At 43.4% G+C, this 17,290-nt stretch carries 13 protein-coding genes; 1 reads left to right on the plus strand and 12 read right to left on the minus strand.

From position 1 onward, the window contains the following. Nucleotides 1–368 precede the first annotated feature (368 nt). Nucleotides 369–1,841: a DUF4179 domain-containing protein gene (locus G9G57_RS20610; protein WP_164965491.1), complete on the minus strand. Its 1,473-nt coding sequence runs from the start codon at nucleotides 1,839–1,841 to the stop codon at nucleotides 369–371. Further along, nucleotides 1,828–2,355: a sigma-70 family RNA polymerase sigma factor gene (locus G9G57_RS20615; RefSeq protein WP_164965492.1), complete on the minus strand. Its 528-nt coding sequence runs from the start codon at nucleotides 2,353–2,355 to the stop codon at nucleotides 1,828–1,830. The genes G9G57_RS20610 and G9G57_RS20615 overlap by 14 nt, the downstream gene beginning before the upstream one ends. A gap of 550 nt (nucleotides 2,356–2,905) precedes the next feature. Between G9G57_RS20615 and G9G57_RS20620 the strand changes: the two genes are divergently transcribed. Beyond that, nucleotides 2,906–3,733 carry a copper amine oxidase N-terminal domain-containing protein gene (locus G9G57_RS20620; RefSeq protein ID WP_238799331.1) on the plus strand — a complete coding sequence of 276 codons (828 nt, stop codon included), beginning with the start codon at nucleotides 2,906–2,908 and terminating at the stop codon, nucleotides 3,731–3,733. Between the two features lie 283 nt (nucleotides 3,734–4,016). Here the strand turns inward: G9G57_RS20620 and G9G57_RS20625 are convergent, their stop codons facing one another. From G9G57_RS20625 to essC, 10 genes are all read right to left on the minus strand, one after another. Then, nucleotides 4,017–5,399 (minus strand): MFS transporter, encoded by a 1,383-nt coding sequence (locus G9G57_RS20625; protein ID WP_164965494.1) that lies wholly within the window; start codon nucleotides 5,397–5,399, stop codon nucleotides 4,017–4,019. Nucleotides 5,400–5,404: 5 nt separating this feature from the next. Further along, the gene (locus G9G57_RS20630; protein ID WP_016821035.1) at nucleotides 5,405–5,938 is read right to left on the minus strand and encodes a PadR family transcriptional regulator; all 534 of its coding nucleotides are present in this window, start codon (nucleotides 5,936–5,938) and stop codon (nucleotides 5,405–5,407) included. 404 nt (nucleotides 5,939–6,342) lie between these two features. Next, on the minus strand, nucleotides 6,343–7,152 hold the full coding sequence (locus tag G9G57_RS20635; protein WP_113050538.1) for an SDR family oxidoreductase: 810 nt from the start codon (nucleotides 7,150–7,152) through the stop codon (nucleotides 6,343–6,345). A gap of 265 nt (nucleotides 7,153–7,417) precedes the next feature. After that, a complete protein-coding gene (locus tag G9G57_RS20640; protein WP_016821033.1) occupies nucleotides 7,418–8,254 on the minus strand; it encodes a hypothetical protein in 837 nt (278 codons plus the stop codon). 12 nt (nucleotides 8,255–8,266) lie between these two features. Then, nucleotides 8,267–9,019: a vWA domain-containing protein gene (locus G9G57_RS20645; RefSeq protein ID WP_013370788.1), complete on the minus strand. Its 753-nt coding sequence runs from the start codon at nucleotides 9,017–9,019 to the stop codon at nucleotides 8,267–8,269. Between the two features lie 85 nt (nucleotides 9,020–9,104). Further along, entirely contained in the window at nucleotides 9,105–11,150 is a 2,046-nt protein-coding gene (locus tag G9G57_RS20650) for a hypothetical protein (protein WP_164965495.1), read from the minus strand. A 202-nt stretch (nucleotides 11,151–11,352) separates the two neighbouring features. Further along, nucleotides 11,353–11,628: a WXG100 family type VII secretion target gene (locus tag G9G57_RS20655; protein WP_007430133.1), complete on the minus strand. Its 276-nt coding sequence runs from the start codon at nucleotides 11,626–11,628 to the stop codon at nucleotides 11,353–11,355. A 257-nt stretch (nucleotides 11,629–11,885) separates the two neighbouring features. Continuing rightward, nucleotides 11,886–12,422, minus strand: coding sequence for a WXG100 family type VII secretion target (locus G9G57_RS20660; RefSeq protein WP_164965496.1), 537 nt, complete (start codon nucleotides 12,420–12,422; stop codon nucleotides 11,886–11,888). 5 nt (nucleotides 12,423–12,427) lie between these two features. Further along, the gene (locus tag G9G57_RS20665; RefSeq protein WP_016821030.1) at nucleotides 12,428–13,270 is read right to left on the minus strand and encodes a hypothetical protein; all 843 of its coding nucleotides are present in this window, start codon (nucleotides 13,268–13,270) and stop codon (nucleotides 12,428–12,430) included. 16 nt (nucleotides 13,271–13,286) lie between these two features. Beyond that, nucleotides 13,287–17,282 (minus strand): type VII secretion protein EssC, encoded by a 3,996-nt coding sequence (gene essC, locus G9G57_RS20670; protein WP_164965497.1) that lies wholly within the window; start codon nucleotides 17,280–17,282, stop codon nucleotides 13,287–13,289. Nucleotides 17,283–17,290: the final 8 nt, after the last annotated feature.

Raw genomic sequence — 17,290 nt, forward strand, 5'->3', positions numbered from 1 at the left:
GGCATGCTCATTTTAACTATACCACATGATTTAGAATCACTTTACTGGTAATCTTGACAAGCTATTAGCTGGTATAGTTCAATAAAAAAGAACGCTCCCGCGCCTTCGCTTGGGCTACGTCCTCCTCATTATATTTCATTTCCAATCACCTATTAAAGAACGTACGCGGGTAGCATGTAGTGCTTAAACAAAGGACTTATCTTAACCTAAGCACTAAGAAAAAACTTTATTTTCTTTTGACACTAAGAGTTAGTCAATTCTATCGCTTAACAATGATGGTTCTTTATATATATTCTATGATCAAAGCGATAAACCCTTAAAAAGAAAAAACAAACTTCTTCCCTGGTAGGAGAATCTCGTTTCTTCTACTATTTGAGCAATACTGTCCAGTCAGGATCTTTGTATCGTTTATCCACCACTTCCCTTACCAGGATAAGCTCCTTCGGAATCTGATTTAGCCTCGTAATTCGGAATTCATAAGGCTGCTTTGCCTTACGATCCCCCATACTGATATATCCCTCTCTCCAATGATTAGTCAGCGTATTTTCAATCGTTGATGCCCCCACAGCAAGTACGTCATACTGCTTACCTGCTGAATCATATGCTCTCCACTCCTCATGCATTATTTCATTATCCATTTTCCCGTAGAATGAGATCACAGTTTCATGTGCGCCTTTATTGACTTGCGATTTCTCAAGTGAGGCCCTAACCAACTCCAGTCTATCATTCATTATTTTAAAAGCTTTGGGCTCAGTCAGCTCAGATGGTCTAAAGGAAATCTTGCTTCCGTCCATTTCTGCAACCGAGTATGCATCCAGGACAAAGCGGTATGGTTCATCCTCAGGCAGGTACTTGAAGGTATAACTCCAATGCATTTTTCCGTTTCCAATAACTCTATGATCAGATGTCATTAAGCTGTCCATGTATCCCGTTTTTCTTGGATTCACCGAGTGAATCTCTTCCCCATCTGTAGTCTCGAAATGAAAACTCAACATCTGCTTTTTCCATAAGTCACCGGAGGATCTTGCCATTGCCCTGTCATCAAGTTCGGTCTCCAGTTCGAAACGTACTCCTTGCACCATTCTCGTTAGTCTTTTTAATGTAACCTTCATTCCGTGCGGCGTTGTATAACTACCTGCCAGCTCCTCTATTTTTTTCTGCTTGTTTGCCTCTTTCATATCAATGTCAAAGCTAAAGTCCCAATTTCCTTTTATTAAGGTTTCGTTACTTTGTCCAAGCGATCCAATACTCCCTTCTATCGTAATCTTGTCTGTTCTGAGTGGATCACTAAAGAAATCAACCATATAATAAAAATCACTCGTGTACCCCATATCGTACATGCTGCCCACTACGTTTCCTTTATCATCTTTGATCGTAATCTTATTCTCATCGCCAAGACCGAGCTTGTCGCGATCATGCTTACCATTTTCATCAAAAAGTTGAAGTGCAATGGTTACTCGAGTAGGATCAGCAACAGCTTCATTAATCACCAGCGTGTAACCTTTGTCTTTCACCTTAATATGAGGATTAATCACCAAGCCCAATTCCTGTGCACGCAAAAGTCCGATATCCGGGTTGTCTTTGGCAAATAATGACCTGATTACTTCGGCAAATGTCGGGACGGTAAGGATAGAAACGGCGCCCAGAATGAAAAAGAAAGCAACAATGGCTAGTGCCCATCTCCACCTTTTAAGGGGGAATCTCTTTTTCACTTTCTTATCAGAAAGGGATGAAAGGGCGTTCCCTACCGCGTTCTCTACTGTATTAGGAATGACCAAGTCTTGTGCTCTGGACTTTAGAAACTGTTTAAGCATAGGGTCAACCGGATCATGATAGTTCATACTTGGCTTCTCCTCCCCCAAGGGCGAGCTTGGATAATTGCTGTCTGGCCCTAAATAAGCGTGATTTTACTGTCCCTTCAGATACATTGAGCACTTTGGATATATCTTTGACCGATAAATCTTCAATATAAAAAAGCGTCACTGTAGTTTGAAGTTGTTCATCCAGCCCAACAATTACCTCAAACAGCTCAATTTGTTCATAGTCACCCTTATATGATGTCTTTCTTAAATCATAAGGGACAAGGAATACTCTCTTCTTTTTCCTGATAATCCGATTACACTCGTTGATCAAAATCCGAATGATCCATGTTTTAAAATAAGCAGGCTCTTTCAGTCCATGTACATTTGAAAAAGCTTTGGCAATGGTCTCCTGTATAGCATCTGCACAATCTTCTTCGTTTTTAATGATTGATCTTGCTACTACATATAAGCTTTGTTGGACAGCTCGTATAATATTCACAAAAGCTTCTTTGTCCCCTTGTGTTGCAAGCTCTGCTTTCTCTGTTAAATCCATGAAATGGTCCCCCCTTTCTTCCTTTTAAAGTTCTTCTATAAATTAGATCATCAAGGAATGGATTTGGTTTACAAGAAAATCAAAAATTTTCCCTTTTAAACAGAATATAAAGAGAGTTGCGTAGTAAAAATATAATTCTTGAGGAAGAAACAACATTATTACCCTCTTTATTGAATGTTACCGCTACATCGATTCACTTTTTGATTAATTATACAATTTTATTTTGTAAATGGTAAATTATAAAATCTTGATTTAATATATAGTTTTGTACATAGTATATTTATGCCTTATATAAAAAAGGAATATAATAACTTTCATGTGATTATAACAACGAAATTTGACGAAGTTGAATGGATTTTAAGGTCAAGAGTTTGTGTACGTGTGTACCTTGGCGAAACAGTCAAACTTATGATTATTGTTCTATGCCACGGAGTAAAGTTGTAGTGGATTACGTACCTGGAGGAGAGGAAACAGATAGTATATTCTTAGTTTGAATTTTGTGAGGGGCAGCTTCGCCCCTCTCTTTTAAGGAGGAAATTTCGTGGGAAAGATGTTGTTCAGGATTATGTTTATAGGCGCATTGTTTTTTTACTTTTCTCAACCCTATACAGGAAAAATGTCAGCTCAGAGTATAGCTCCAAACACTCCATTTTTGAAGATAAACAATTACTATGTCTTGTTCACAGCTCCTAAGGCACCTTATATTGATCAGAATAATCGCTATATGGTGCCTTTGAGATCCATTAATGATTTGTTGGGAGGACAAACTACGTTTAACCCAACTTCTAATACGGCCACAATTAAGTTTGGAACACACAAGGTTGAGTTTAAAATGAAATCCACTGAGATTGTTACCGACTCGAAAACGTCAGTGATGGATACTGTCCCTGTGCTTTATAAAAACGCGATGTTTGTCCCTTTAGGGGTACTTACCAAGAACTTAGACATACACCAGGAATGGGATCAGCAAAATAAACTGTATTCCCTCTCGGGGAATGAATTAATACAGACACCTATGATGGAGAATGTAGAAGATTTGGATCATTTTAGAGAACAAGTGGATAATGAAAATGCATTCCAGTTGTTATCGTACAAATTGACTATGGGAGAAAAAATTCATCTGGCCATAACAGCTAAGAATATGACAGGGAAAAAGATTAGTGAGGGCATTGAAGATTTAAATACCACTTTTATTTTTTCTGACAATAGCACGGCCGGGGAAAATAGAAATCGTAAAAGACCCAGTATAGAGAAGGATGAAATTGTAACCCGCGAAGATGACATAGATTATGTGAAAACAATAGAGAATAATAAAATTATCAAACATGAGCTGTCGTATATTCTCTTTAAGGGCCGAACGCTAAAGACTCACGAGTAAAAAGGTACTTTTACTTGTAGAGTGGAATGGGTAAATAGTAAAGCTGATCCTAGAAAGGATCGGCTTTACTATTTAATATGAGCTTTGTGAATTTCAAATTCCCAACGTTTACAAAAACAACTCAAACTTGTCTATAGATTTTTGCAAAATTCACTTTAGTACCGTTAACATTTCCGACAAAACCAACAATAAGAGATGAAGAATTAGATTTTATTCACGTTAAGCTATACTTAATTACACAGTAATAAGGTAGCTTATCAACTATAACTTCACAAGAACGTACTCAGTGTTTTACATATGAAACACCGATTGTTGCATGACCAATATTTTTAGGTAGAAACAGTACTTCAATTGCTGGGAATATCATCAATAGACCAAGAACAACAAAACCTTGTTCATATGCGATAGTAATTGGGAAGAAGATTTGTAATAAACCCACAACAACTGTCATAAGTGATATTCCCATCCCTTGAGCTAATGTTGAAACGACAGCATTCAACGTATTGGCACTATTTCGATCTTTAGTGTCTACTTCAGAAAAACTCAGTCCACTGTAAGCAGTTAAGGCTAGTGATCGTCCTACACCTGAGACTAATGCAAGAAACATGATCACAATAGGAAAAGTATTAATTTGAATGAAAGCTAAAGCAATTGATGTAATAAATATCATCACAAATGATGACAATAATGCTCCACGATAGCCTAATTTACGAATAATTGCATTGGTAAAAGGTTTGATTCCAATATTTCCAATAAAAATAAATAACACATAACTACCTGCTTTTACTGCTGACCAATGAAAGACCGTTTGTAAAAAAATTGTGAGGATATATGGCAATGCCCCAACACATAGCCACAAAACAGAACCACTTGTCTGGCAGATTCTAAAAGAAGTTATTTTTAATGCATCAAGTGAAAATAGTGGATTGTCTACTTTTTTCAAGTGCTTGAACACTATAAATCCTAGTATCACGCCTAAGACAATTAATCCTATTGCACTAAGCCAATAATTTTTTCCGTGAGTGGCTAGCTCTGCTCCAACTAGAATTATGCTGGATGAAAAGGTAATTTCTAAAAACCCCAAAAAGTCAAAAGTTGTTGTTTTATTTATCTTATCAGCATCGATTAATTTTATACCGATTAATACGATAATTAAACCTATTGGCACATTGATCAGAAAAATCCACTGCCAGCTCCAGTAAGTAACAATAAATCCGCCAATCAATGGTGCTATTGCGGGTGCTACAAGAGCAGGCCAAATGAGATAACTAAACATTTTCAATAGCTGTGAGGGCGGTGTCTTTTCTAATACAATCAGTCTTGCTGTAGGTGTCAATAAAGCACCAGAAATTCCTTGTATAATTCTCATTATTAAAAGGAAAGTGAAGCTTGGTGCTACTGCACTACCTAATGAGCTAAGGGTAAAAATAATAACAGCAATAATCCAAATCTTCTTTTTCCCGAATCGATTAGCCATCCATCCACTCAAAGGGATAAAAACGGCAACTGTAATCAAATACACACTGATGAGTAAAGCAATTGTTGCCGAACCTGTATGAAAATATTGAGCCATTTTAGGTAGTGCGGTAGTTACAATTGTTCCATCTAAAATCTCCATAAAGAGACTCGCAGCCATTAACAGGGCTGTTTTTATTTCTTTTGTCATTCTGTTTACCACCCTCCTTTCTTTAATTCGTGTTTAAATTTTTCAATCCATTCAATTGCCACATTTGCTTGCTGTAGTCGTAACTCAAACCTCTTACTTGCATACCAGTGATCTTTTGAATCTTCTTCAGCTAATTCTTGTAGCGCGTCTTGCGTATCTTCTACGATATCTTTTTGTTCCTGATAGAATTGATCTAATAGTTGTATTTGTTCATCTAGAGCAAGATGCTGCATCACATCAAGCTTTATTAAATAGATATCAGCATTGTGAGCCCCACTTGGAACAGGCATTTTTATTAGTTCAAAAAAACGTTCCTTTCCTTTATCTGTAATAGTAGCAACTTTTTTATTTTTCCCGTCTGATCCTACATTAGTTATTTCTACAAAACCTTTGTTCTCTAATTTTTCAAGTAGGGGATAAATCACGCCATAGCTAATTTTTCTATGACGTCCTAAAGTGGCTTGCAATGCATTACGTAAACTATAACCACTTTGCGGTTCTTCCATTAATTCACCTAAAATAAAAAATTCGTTCATCATTTTAATCCTCCAATATATCTTTTAGATACATCAATCATATATCTTTTAGATATATAATGCGAGTTATTTGTATAAGAAATTTAAAAGCTATGTTGCAAAGAATCCTACCGACCGCGAATGGTAGCGATATGATGACTCCAATGCCATGCGTATAGAGTGCGACAACAAAAATGCAGGAATTAATACCCTAAGGTATCAATTCCTGCATTTTCGAAAAACACGATGCTTAAAAAGCTTGAATCCACTATTGACTTCTAACGATAAAAGTGAATATAAATTTATTTCAACAAATTCCGAGGTGCGAAGAATCTGTTTTTTATGTGAGCTTCACATTCGCACCGTAACCAATATAGTACACACAGGATACCACAAACATTTCTCTGCCCCAGAGAATACTCCATTTTCTAAAACAATAACGACTCTGCCCCGTCAATCACAATTTGTGCGCCAGTGATGTGACGCGAATGATCAGAGGCCAAGAATGTTACCAAATCAGCAACCTGTTCAGGCTGCCCCGGTCCATCTGCCAACGGCTGATCTCCCTCGGGAAATTGCACAGGGATGGTAATCTGCTTCAACCCTTCCGATTTCTCCGTGGTTTCATCAATATTCGTCGAAATGGCCCCTGGATAAATGACATTGACACGAATACGGAACTTGGCCAGCTCTAGGGCTGCCATTTTTGCAAAACCGGTTTGACCTGCCTTCGATGTGCTATAGGCTGACATCCCAAAGCTGGTAAAGCGCTGATTTCCATTAATCGAGCTGGTAATGATAATGCTGCCGCCGCCATTCTTTTTCAAATGCGGTATTGTATATTTTACCGTCAGGAAGGTGCCATCCAGATTCGTAGACAAGGTTTGCCGCCAATCCTCAATGCTCAGCTCCTCGATCGGTCCGACGACCCCGTTAATCCCCGCATTGGCAAAGATGATATGTAGCCCGCCAAACAATTCAACCACTTCCAACACTGCTTTTTCCACACGCACCGGATCGGCAATGTCCACGTCAAAAGCCCGGGCTGACCCTTCACGTATGGCATTAATTTCTCTTTCCGTCTCCAAAATGCGATCATTACTTACGTCAAAAAGAGCGACATTTGCTCCTTCTCTAGCCATTTGGATGGCCGTTGCCTTGCCAATACCAGAACCAGCACCTGTAATTAGAGCAGTTTTGCCTTCAAAGCGCGCGCCTCCTGCATATGTATAGCTCATACGTATCGCTCCCTTTCAATAATCTGTATAATCACAAGATTACCCAAAAGGGTATACTTTATAATCACCATTTTTGCGCATTTTTTGCTGTTCCTTTGCGATATTCAGGAAAAGATTGAATATTTCGTGCATTAGTGCATCTTTTCTTCTTCTCTCTCGTTACATTCCGTAAATATCTTACCTATTCGCAGTTTTCTATGTATCTATCAAAAAAGGACGTTCTACAACCATCGATATGGATGCATACGTCCTTTGGCTTATTCATTTACCACTGCAGCTCAATAAATGCCGCATCATCATCAAGTCCCCCGGTATGAGACGCATCAAGTAATACCTGTATCTGCTCATCAGGGACAGGCTCGCGAATAGGATCTAAATCGGACAAACCGTCCGTGTATACCTGTAATCTCATTGGCATATCTGCGGGTATGCTTCTTTCGTACCAATGCGGCTTCCCTCCAATCGGTCCACGGCTTGTAGACCAGCGTTCCGCAGTAGAGAAGGTATGATCAAATAGTTCGCTGATTTCTTCCGTACCGTTCCACAATCGCAAACGTGAATCCCCTTGCCAGGCAAGTCGGAGACGACCACGGGTACCTCGTTTCGGCAGTTCGATTTTACCGCAAATATACATGGACTGGCTTCCCTGTCGACGTTTATCTTCCAATACTGAACGCATTAAGCCTGATTCGTGATCCAGAGGCTGCCGATCCAGTTCCTCAGTAGCTGCACCTGCCAGACGCTCAAGATACTCCCTCAATTGATTAGCAGACAGATCCTGTCTCTGTTCCATCCAATCCAGTAAAGAAGAACCCAGATAGCGAGCTGCAAAATCTCCTCGGTAACTGAGCCCGACACCATCACACAAGACAAAACAACAGACAGATTTATGAATACGTACTGCGGCAAAATCCTGTCCGCTTTCTCCCATACTAGCAGATTCAGCAGACCTTCCATAGCCATAACGACACATAAAACGACTGTGATGAGATGATAAAGGCTGATCGCCTGTCTGAGAGCTTATGTAAGCAAATTGCTGAGTCAGCCTTGCATTCAATCCCTTTTTTTTGCTCGTGGGGAGCAGGGACAGCAGTGGATTCATGCTTTTACCTCCTTACCGTACAGGCGTTGCAGCTGACATTTGAAAACCAATGGACACCAGTTCCGCACAGGTTCCAGGCAGCATCATGATGGCTCCTTCACCTAACTGATAATCTGCCTCAAACAGCATTTCCCGATAGCTTTCAGGAAGCACAGAAGACATATTACGCAGTTTCACAGCATGTTCATCCTGCAAAGGCGTATTATGCGTCAGACCTTTCCAGCGACGGGGGTCCTGAATAGGCGTTTCCAGCAACCTGTCGGATAAAAATATATTTTCCACCAGTACATTGCCATCTGGTACACTCATGTTCATAATGCGCTTCGCAATCGGTTCCGGATCATCGCCTGTGGAAACACCATCTGTCATATGGCAGACCAAAGGTGCAGGACAATCCTGCATCCCTGGTAATTCCGCCTGCAAAATACGTTCAGCTTGCAAGAAGGCCTTTGCTGAATCTGAGAATCGTTTGGGTGTCAAATCAGGAAGCGAACCAATAGCCGCGATTTCATCAATTCCCTTGACACCATTCAGCAGGTCATATACGTCGTCACTATAAGCCAAAATTGCAATCCGATAGCGCGCAGTCAACCGATTTCCCTTGGTCGATCGGAAAACCATCTGTCGGATCGCCAGTGATATAGCTTCGTATACAACGTCAATACGCCGCCGCCCTTCCATCAGCATATTCATCGACGCGCTGATGTCAATCAGGTAAATGATCAGGGCGGGAGTACGTTGTGAAGCCTGTATTGTATAATTCATGGTTTGTACATGCTCCCCTCAGTTACCTTCGATCTGTATCTGTTTCCTAATCTATCATTCCGCCATTATATAAACATATGAAACATCAAATTTTAGGCAGTCTAAAATTCGTATCTCCTAAAAAGTTATAAATAGAGGAAGCCCGATAGCCCACTTCACCTACTGAACGATAATAAGAAGGATTGCTATCATATAATGCTCTAAAACGTTTGGCAAAGCTCTTGGCCTTCGCGGTGCTTCCACCTTCCTGAGAAGCATACGCCTTGTTATAGAGGGAAATAAGCTGGAGAACATTCTCCTTGTTACGTGCCTGTACAGCATCTTTTCGCTTTTGTTCCGCCTCAGCTGCTGCTTTACGAGCTGCTTCTTCCTTGGCGGCACGAGCTTCCTGCTCCTTTTTCAAGGCCAGGTATTTTTCATATTTTTCCTGTTGATCATATGCTTTTTGCTTCGCCAACTTGGCAGCAGCCTGCTTGTTTTGTTCCTTTTGGGCGAGATAAGCTTCATATTTAACCTGTTGAGCGATTAGGGCTTGCTGTTTCTTCTGCTCTTCCTGTTGCTTTTGAGCAGCAAGAGCCTGTTGTTTGGCCTGCTGTTCAGCTTCCTGACGTTGTTTCTCCGTTAGCGATTTTTGAGCGGCCTCCTGCTCAGCAGCCAACTTTTCCTCGGCTGCTTTTGCAGCCTTCAATGCCTCTTCTTGCTTTGCAGCCTCGATTTGTCGCTGATTAGACTGATCCGCAAGAATACTCACAGTTGGGATTCCAGCTGCCAAAAGAACGACTGCGGCCGATGCTGTCACGATAAACATTTTGGAGCGATACCAGGCTTTCGATTTCTCAGGTTGCTCTGGCATCTTGGGGTTCAGCTGCTCCTCCAGTCCTGTGATCGCAGCCGACACTTCTACATGCAGAGGACTGCCATCTTCTACAAAGTGATACAACGAACGATATACTTCCAGCGCTGCAGCAGGTTTGTTCTGCTGCTCTAGTTCACGCGCCTGTCGAAACAGCTTATCCGTTACTCCACGCTCTCCCTGCTCTAGGGCAGCCTGATTTAACATTTCAGCCTGTTCAGCCTTGAGCGGAGCAGGTGTTGCCAACGAGGATACCGCTTCACTGGAAGCGCCGCTCACAGCAGCCACACCGACTGTATCTGTCCCAACTGGCTCCGTTTCTGTATCCTCCACCAGAATTTCCTGCTCAGTAACGGCATTAAGTACAACTAGCCATTCGCCAAAGGTAGGACAACTGCTTAGATCCTGACTATCCCAAGCACGGCTGAATAGTTCTACCACCTTGCTGCCCCAGCGGGCTTCAAGCGATTTCCGCAAAATAAAATAACGTTCGCAAGGCGTCTGCATTTCATGTTGATCAAAATAACTTTCGCCCCACGCTTTATCGACCACCACACGGTCAGACCAGCCTAGCATTTCTCCAATAATGATAGCCCCTGCAAAACGGTCTGCATACGCGCTCCATAACCCGCTGTGAACGGTACGATGTGCAGCATACCCTGGCGATCCTGCCAATAGTGCATCTGGACGATCCATTTTGGTACTATACATTTGCTCCACGTCTACCAATTCCACAGCTGACGTGCCTTCAGGCAGTTCCACTTCAGAAAAAAACGGAAGCATAACATTGGGCGCCGATAAATCACAGTGAGCCAATCCTTTTTGCTCCATCGCTGAACCGATCCCTGCCAGTGCTCTGGCTAAAGCCAGACTATCGGAAGCCTCAAGCTGACGCTGATCTGTGAGACAATCGAACCATGTCATACCATGAACCCATGGCATCAGCACCGCATACAGCAAATCAGGCTGCTCAGCGATCAGACTTCCGTTTCTTTCTGGAGTGAGCACATCACGCTTGCATACCTGCAAACCGGGAATATCCCCGTATGTTTCCATATGCTCAGATTGATAAACCATAGCCGGGATGCGGAACTTCGGAAAAAACACTTTAAGGGCTTTCGCCTCATGCGGTGCTCCGTTTTTGGCAATCAGCTGGTATACAATTCCCTGCCTCCCTGCTTGTGCATAGGCTAAACCGGGTGCAGCGGGATGTCGTCCAACCACATAAGCTGTGCCGTTTATGATCAATTCGTCTCCCGGATTCGGTTGAAAAGACATGAAACATCCCTCTCCTTATATCATTCAGTATGCTAGTTTTCCTCACCTTATTATATACGTCTATGGATGGCAAGAAAACCGGGTATCCGAAGATCGCCCGGTTTTTCCTATACAATCTGTGCCAAACCGTGAGGAATAGGTTCACATATTGCTTCATTATAGAGTGATATATGATAAGTTAATGCCGATCAGGCACGACAGCTTATTTCGCTTGGTCAACCGTACGGAATTTGTTAGCGATAGCTGTCAATTCTTGGCTAATGCTATTCAAAGTCGTTACGAAAGCTTGCATTTGTTTGCTTGCTTCTTGAAACTCTTGGAAAAAGCGTTGTTTAGTCATACCTTCCCATTGACCTTCCATACCGGAGATGGACTGAGTCAAACTGGAAACGATCTGCTGGCTTTGCTCACCACTTTGTTTAAATTGGTTAGCTACCTGATCAACCTGTTCTGGGGTAATTAAAATGCGTCCTGCCATTTTTTGCGTCCTCCTTGATGATAAAAAATGTTTTTGTTTAGCTGGTTCAAATTGTACTATGGCTATTTAATCCCCTACAAAAGGCAAAGGACCTAATTGCAATAATCCCACTTTTTAACTATAAAACAGCATCTAACAGTACAATCTTAATAAAACAACCACCTAATAAGTCCCATATTAGTCCCATAAAACCGGGAATGGTATAACAAATTCATATGGATTACAGGCCGATCCAGATCATCCCGGAACGATCCGAACTAAGCGACAGGCTGATCTCTTGCTATAGACGGATCAGTAAAATACCAATCCTGCGGACTGCTAGAAGACGCCTGCTTCAGAATATCCTGATGCAAGGTGCCCACATCCGAAGGCTGTACACCTGCAATAGCATGTACGACAGACTGCGGGTTGGAAATTAGACTGCTTCCTTCCGAAGCTTGCCCAGGCAGAATAGACGGTGATTGTTGATTCGACCAATCGAGCATCGTGACGGGTCGTCCCAATGGTTGGCTGGCAAATGGCAGAATCGTTTGATAGTTGTGGTCAACAGACTGAAACTGCTCTGCCTTTCGGTTCAGTTGTGTACCTGATGTATGGAGATAAGCATGAATCTGTTCTGATATCCGCTTGGCTTGCATCCACTGATTCAAGATCGCCTCACGCGCAGATACATCCCAATCCAGCGATTGTAACGCCTGCTCCAAACCTGCTGTTAACTGTTGAATTTGCTCCGCCGCATGCTGTAGCTGCCCGCTAAGCCCCCGAAGCACATCCGGTTCAACTCGAATGCGCATATCCATCACCCTTCTTCTGTCACTTCTTCAGTCACTGCCGACTGTTTCAACCAATTCAATAATAAGTCCACAAACTGATCTCTCGAAGCCATAGCTGCAATCAACCAGTCTCCGTTACCCGCAGAGCTCATCCGAAATATCCAGTTCATTGCAGGACAAAGGACAAAAGCTGCCCGTTGTGACTCCCACTCTCTGCCGTTCCAGACCAGCAATTGCAATTCTCCCTCGGCTACACGGGAACTCAAAGACTGAGCCAGTCTCATTGCTCCCTCTTCATCTCCGCTAGCCTCAGTTAGCTTACTGCTGATTTGAGACAAACTTTCTCCTGCAGATTGCTCGTAAATTTTATTAAAGGCCTGCTTGGAAAACATAAGCGCGGGAGATTCAGGTACAAGCCGATCAACCCAGCCCATTTTATCAATCAATGTTTCGCAAGCCTTTTCCACATTACCCAGATCGTACAGACGATATTCATCGGGTTCGTCAACAGATTTCACAAGCTCCACCACACGCTCATTCGTGCAATGAAGATAGCCTTCAAACTGCTTACCTCCCCTTACATAGCGTATACGGCAAGCCCTGTTGGATAATCCCGCGATAGCAACTCTCGAAAAAACGGTAGGAGGCATAGCCAGCTCTTTACCCTTATCGGCCTGCTTCAGATAACCTTTTTCCAGAAGAGCAGCTTTGACCTGCTCCCACTCTTCCGCCAACTCCTCTGCTAGATAGCCCTTAAACGGATCTTCCACCCCAAGCAGTCTGTCAGAACCCAATACGCCTGCCAGAAAAAACAGTTCCTTTGCCTTGAGGGTTATTAACTTCTGCTTGGAAGCTTGAAACGTTAACATTATGAGCCACCTCCCTTCAAACTACAACATGCCATCGGTCACGAATTTTCGTTATCCAATCCTCACAGCTCATTTGCTCTGAGAAGGGAATCGCCGCTTTTATCCTGGTAAATTTGCGTCGTACGTAGTATCCCTGCCCAGGAGGCAGGACTTTTAGGCCACCAGTAGCGGCATTCGCTTCTGAATAGGGGATACGAAAGAACGATAAATCATTCGAATCCAGTGTTCCAAAAAGCATACCGCTTTGGCTTGCTTTGACATCATTAAACCAGTCCACACCAAAGGTAGGAAAATCAGCTGGCACACCCGATAGCACGACATGCACATTGCGATCACGTCCCAACCGTACAATGGCGGAAAGCTGATCCTTTATCATAAAATCGTTCAGTTGCTTGCTTAACATATCTGCATCATCAATGACCAGGAGCAGTTCGGGATCATTTCCATCCTTGCTCCGTTGTTGAACGATATCATGCACCTGTTGTACCAGAGGTCCCATTTCTTCCTCGCTTTCGGCAGCAACCTTGACATGAGGAAGATGCCGTAATCGGGATAGTCCCCCACCTCCATAGCGTGTATCGATCGTATAGACTTGCATTTGATCCGGCGAGGTGTAATAAGCGAGCGATATAATCCAACTCATCAGGAAGGAGGTTTTTCCACCCTCCATTGGACTACCTACGATAAAATTAGGCCCTTCTTTTAAATTTAGGAGAAAAGGCTCAAGATCGTCACTCTGTAGGCCTACAGGTACTTCGTAAGGAAGCGCACCTGATGGTCCACTCGTCCGATCCCACTGCTGAAGCAGTTCCAGCAACGGAATCCGCTCAGGCAATGGGAGAATGGCCGGTGCGTGCTTACCCTTCCATCCCTGCGCAATACCAGCGATATTGCGACGAAGTTGTGCTGATCGTTCCGCTTCATCTTCTCCTGGTGAAGGCAGTGCCGTCTGGAACTCCAGCGGAGGAACATGCCCTTTAACCAGAGCCCGGCCCGGAATTAAAGGTCCTGGTGTTTTGGCCGGTCGTCCTACCGCATAATAGTAGTCACTAGGATCAGCCAATTCGAAAGAAACAGCATTAGGTATGTTACTGCGGAACTTCTCAAACACATCGGTAATCCGGTTCGCTGTAATGATGAAGGTGATACCTAGACTGCCTCCTTCACGCAAGAGTGATTCCAGCAGTTCATTTTCATCCGGATACGCATTACGAAAATTAAGATATCCATCAATAACTACGACAATTTGCGGCACATCTTCAACAGCAGAACGACGAAAAGAACTTATTGTTTTGACGCCAGCCTCAGAAAGCATTTCCTTGCGTAGGGCCACCATCTTGAACAAATAGCGGAACAACCGTTTAATCCGGTCATCCTCCTCTGCCATCATAACAGCACCGATTTGTGGAAGCTCTCCAAAGTCGCGCATGGTTCGACCCATGTCAATGATATAACCGTTCCAATGATTCACAGCGTAACGCTGTGCCGTGGACATCAGCAACGTATGCAAAAAGGTCGTTTTCCCCATGCCCGGCATGCCATACACAGCCCAATGACCATGATCCAGCGACGCATACATCGGCTCCTGCCGTTGATTCGGCAAATCATCGACCAGCCCAATAAGAGACTTCAGCTCCAACGATGATGATGTACTATCTATTTCGGTACATTGCGGTAGATTAGTTAAATCCAACATTTCTGGCAGCGGCGGAAGCCACGGTCCCTGAAGACGTTCGATTCCTGCCTTAGCTGCTTCTTTTGCAATATAATCAATAAATACTTGAAGCTGTTTAGGAGCTTCTTCTCCTTTTAAGCCTGAGCTTGCCCGTTCTCCGCCCGTCAATAGCGCTTCACGTTTGCCGTTCAATCTCACTTCATGAACAGGTAAGGCAGAAGAAATGTCTCTGTTGCCTATATACGGCGCACCGCTCCAAGCAAATTGCATTTCTTCAAACACTTCGTCGCTACCCACTTGAAAATATCCTCGTCCCGGCTTCGTTATCCACGCGGCATTCGGTATTTTCAACATATCACGGCTATCACCTTCGCTTTGCACCCGCAAGCAGATGCGGAACCTGGAGTTACTCCAAATCTTATCATCGACAACACCTGCCGGCTTTTGAGTCGCCAAAATCAGATGGACACCTAATGTCCGCCCAATCGCGGCAATGCTGATTAGCTCGTCCATAAACTCTGGCTGATCCCGCTTTAACTGTGCAAATTCATCAATAATAATAACCAGATGAGGCAGCGGTTGTTCCTGCCGCTGCCGGAGTAGTCTGTAATATTCATCAATATGCTGTAAATTGCCTGCATCGTTCAATATCTTTTGTCGACGAACCAGTTCTGCTTTAAGAGATATTTTAGCACGTTCAATCAAATTATTGTCCAGGTTCGTGATTGTACCCACAACATGCGGCAAGTTAACGAACGTGTTGGACATGCCTCCACCCTTGTAATCGATCAGCATAAAAGCAAGATCATGTGGGTGAAACTCAGCAGCGAGCGAGGCTACGATAGACTGGATAACCTCACTTTTCCCTGAACCTGTCGTACCAGCGATCAAGCCATGGGGCCCATGCCCTTGACGCTCTATTTTATCATGCAAGTTAATCATAATCTTTTTGCCGCCTGCCCGCACGCCCATCGGCACAGGTAATGTATCAGGATGGCGGTTACGTCGCCACCGGTCTGCCACATCCAGTTCTTCCACACTTGCTACACTCATCATATCAAAAAGAGGCAGAACAGCGGGAATATCAGAAGCCGAAGAACGCTTCAAGCGAATAGGCGCCATGTACCGCGCCAGTGCATCGGCTTCCTCTTTGGACAAACGATCCGGTTTAAAACTTTGCTGTTCAACCTCCGCCGATTCTGATTTAAGGGCGTATACACCCTGTTCCTTGGAAGCTTCCACGATCAGCTGACACTGCATTGGCAAAGCTTCTTTACGAGAAGCCAGCACAATTGTACACGCATCTATGGCTCGGCCGTCCTCCAGCAGCAACGGCAACAAAGGTTCTTCCTCAATCAGTTGGGTGTCAGATAAAACAATCACATAACACGGGGCTTCCATCCCTTTGCCCTGACGTTCATTGCGATTATTTTTTCGACGGTTCAATCTAGCAAACAGAAAGTCAGCTAATTGATGGGCGCTACTACTGCGGTCTGACATCATTCTCTGGATTCGGTCATCATCCCATACATGTGGGAGCCAGCGCATCCAAGTCCATTCACTTTCCTCTCGCTCATCATAGAAGGAGGCGATTTTCACTTCATCTGGCGAATGACGAACCGTTACTTGTGCCAAGATGACTCTTAACGCAGCCAGAGTATGCTCCCGCTCGCCGACCAATCCGATCACTTTGGATTGAAACAGTGGCAATGTAATGGAAGCAGCGTCCACCAAACGAAATTCTTCTTCCAGTTCATCTGCAGCTCCCAACAAAGGATCTCGGTCATAACCGTCAGGTCGTGGGATTTGCAGTTTAATATGAAAGGGAACTTGTCCAGTCCCGATACGTACCTGCAAGAAATCTTCATCCTCCGGTGATCGTTCCCAAAGAGAACTGTTGCGGTTTTTTACGATTTGAGTGCATATTTGCGGATCACCGTGAATTTCATATAGCGTGCGAACTTGTTCTTCGCGTTTCATTTTGAGTTCTTCACGATGCTTTTGGAGCTGCTCCCGGTACATGCGGTCCCGTTCCTCCAACTTGCGCTTATATTCCTTCTTATTATTTAAATAGACGAAAAAAGGAATCGTATAAGATGTAAGCATCATGACCACCGTGACCATCTGGAACATCAAATAGTTACTGTTGCCCATCTTGCCTGTTCTGCTCATATATACATAAAAGCCTATAGTCACCAACGTCATCATTAACGGAATAAGTATAGATATAATAGAAAAAGACGGCTTGCTCGGCTCAGCCGGAGGCCGTAAAATCTCTAGCTTCTCCTCTCGGAGGGCCGGTCTTAATCTCGGGGATCGCTGGTATAATACATTCAAGACAAAAG

Source organism: Paenibacillus sp. EKM211P, assembly GCF_011066175.1.
Lineage (GTDB): Bacteria > Bacillota > Bacilli > Paenibacillales > Paenibacillaceae > Paenibacillus > Paenibacillus polymyxa.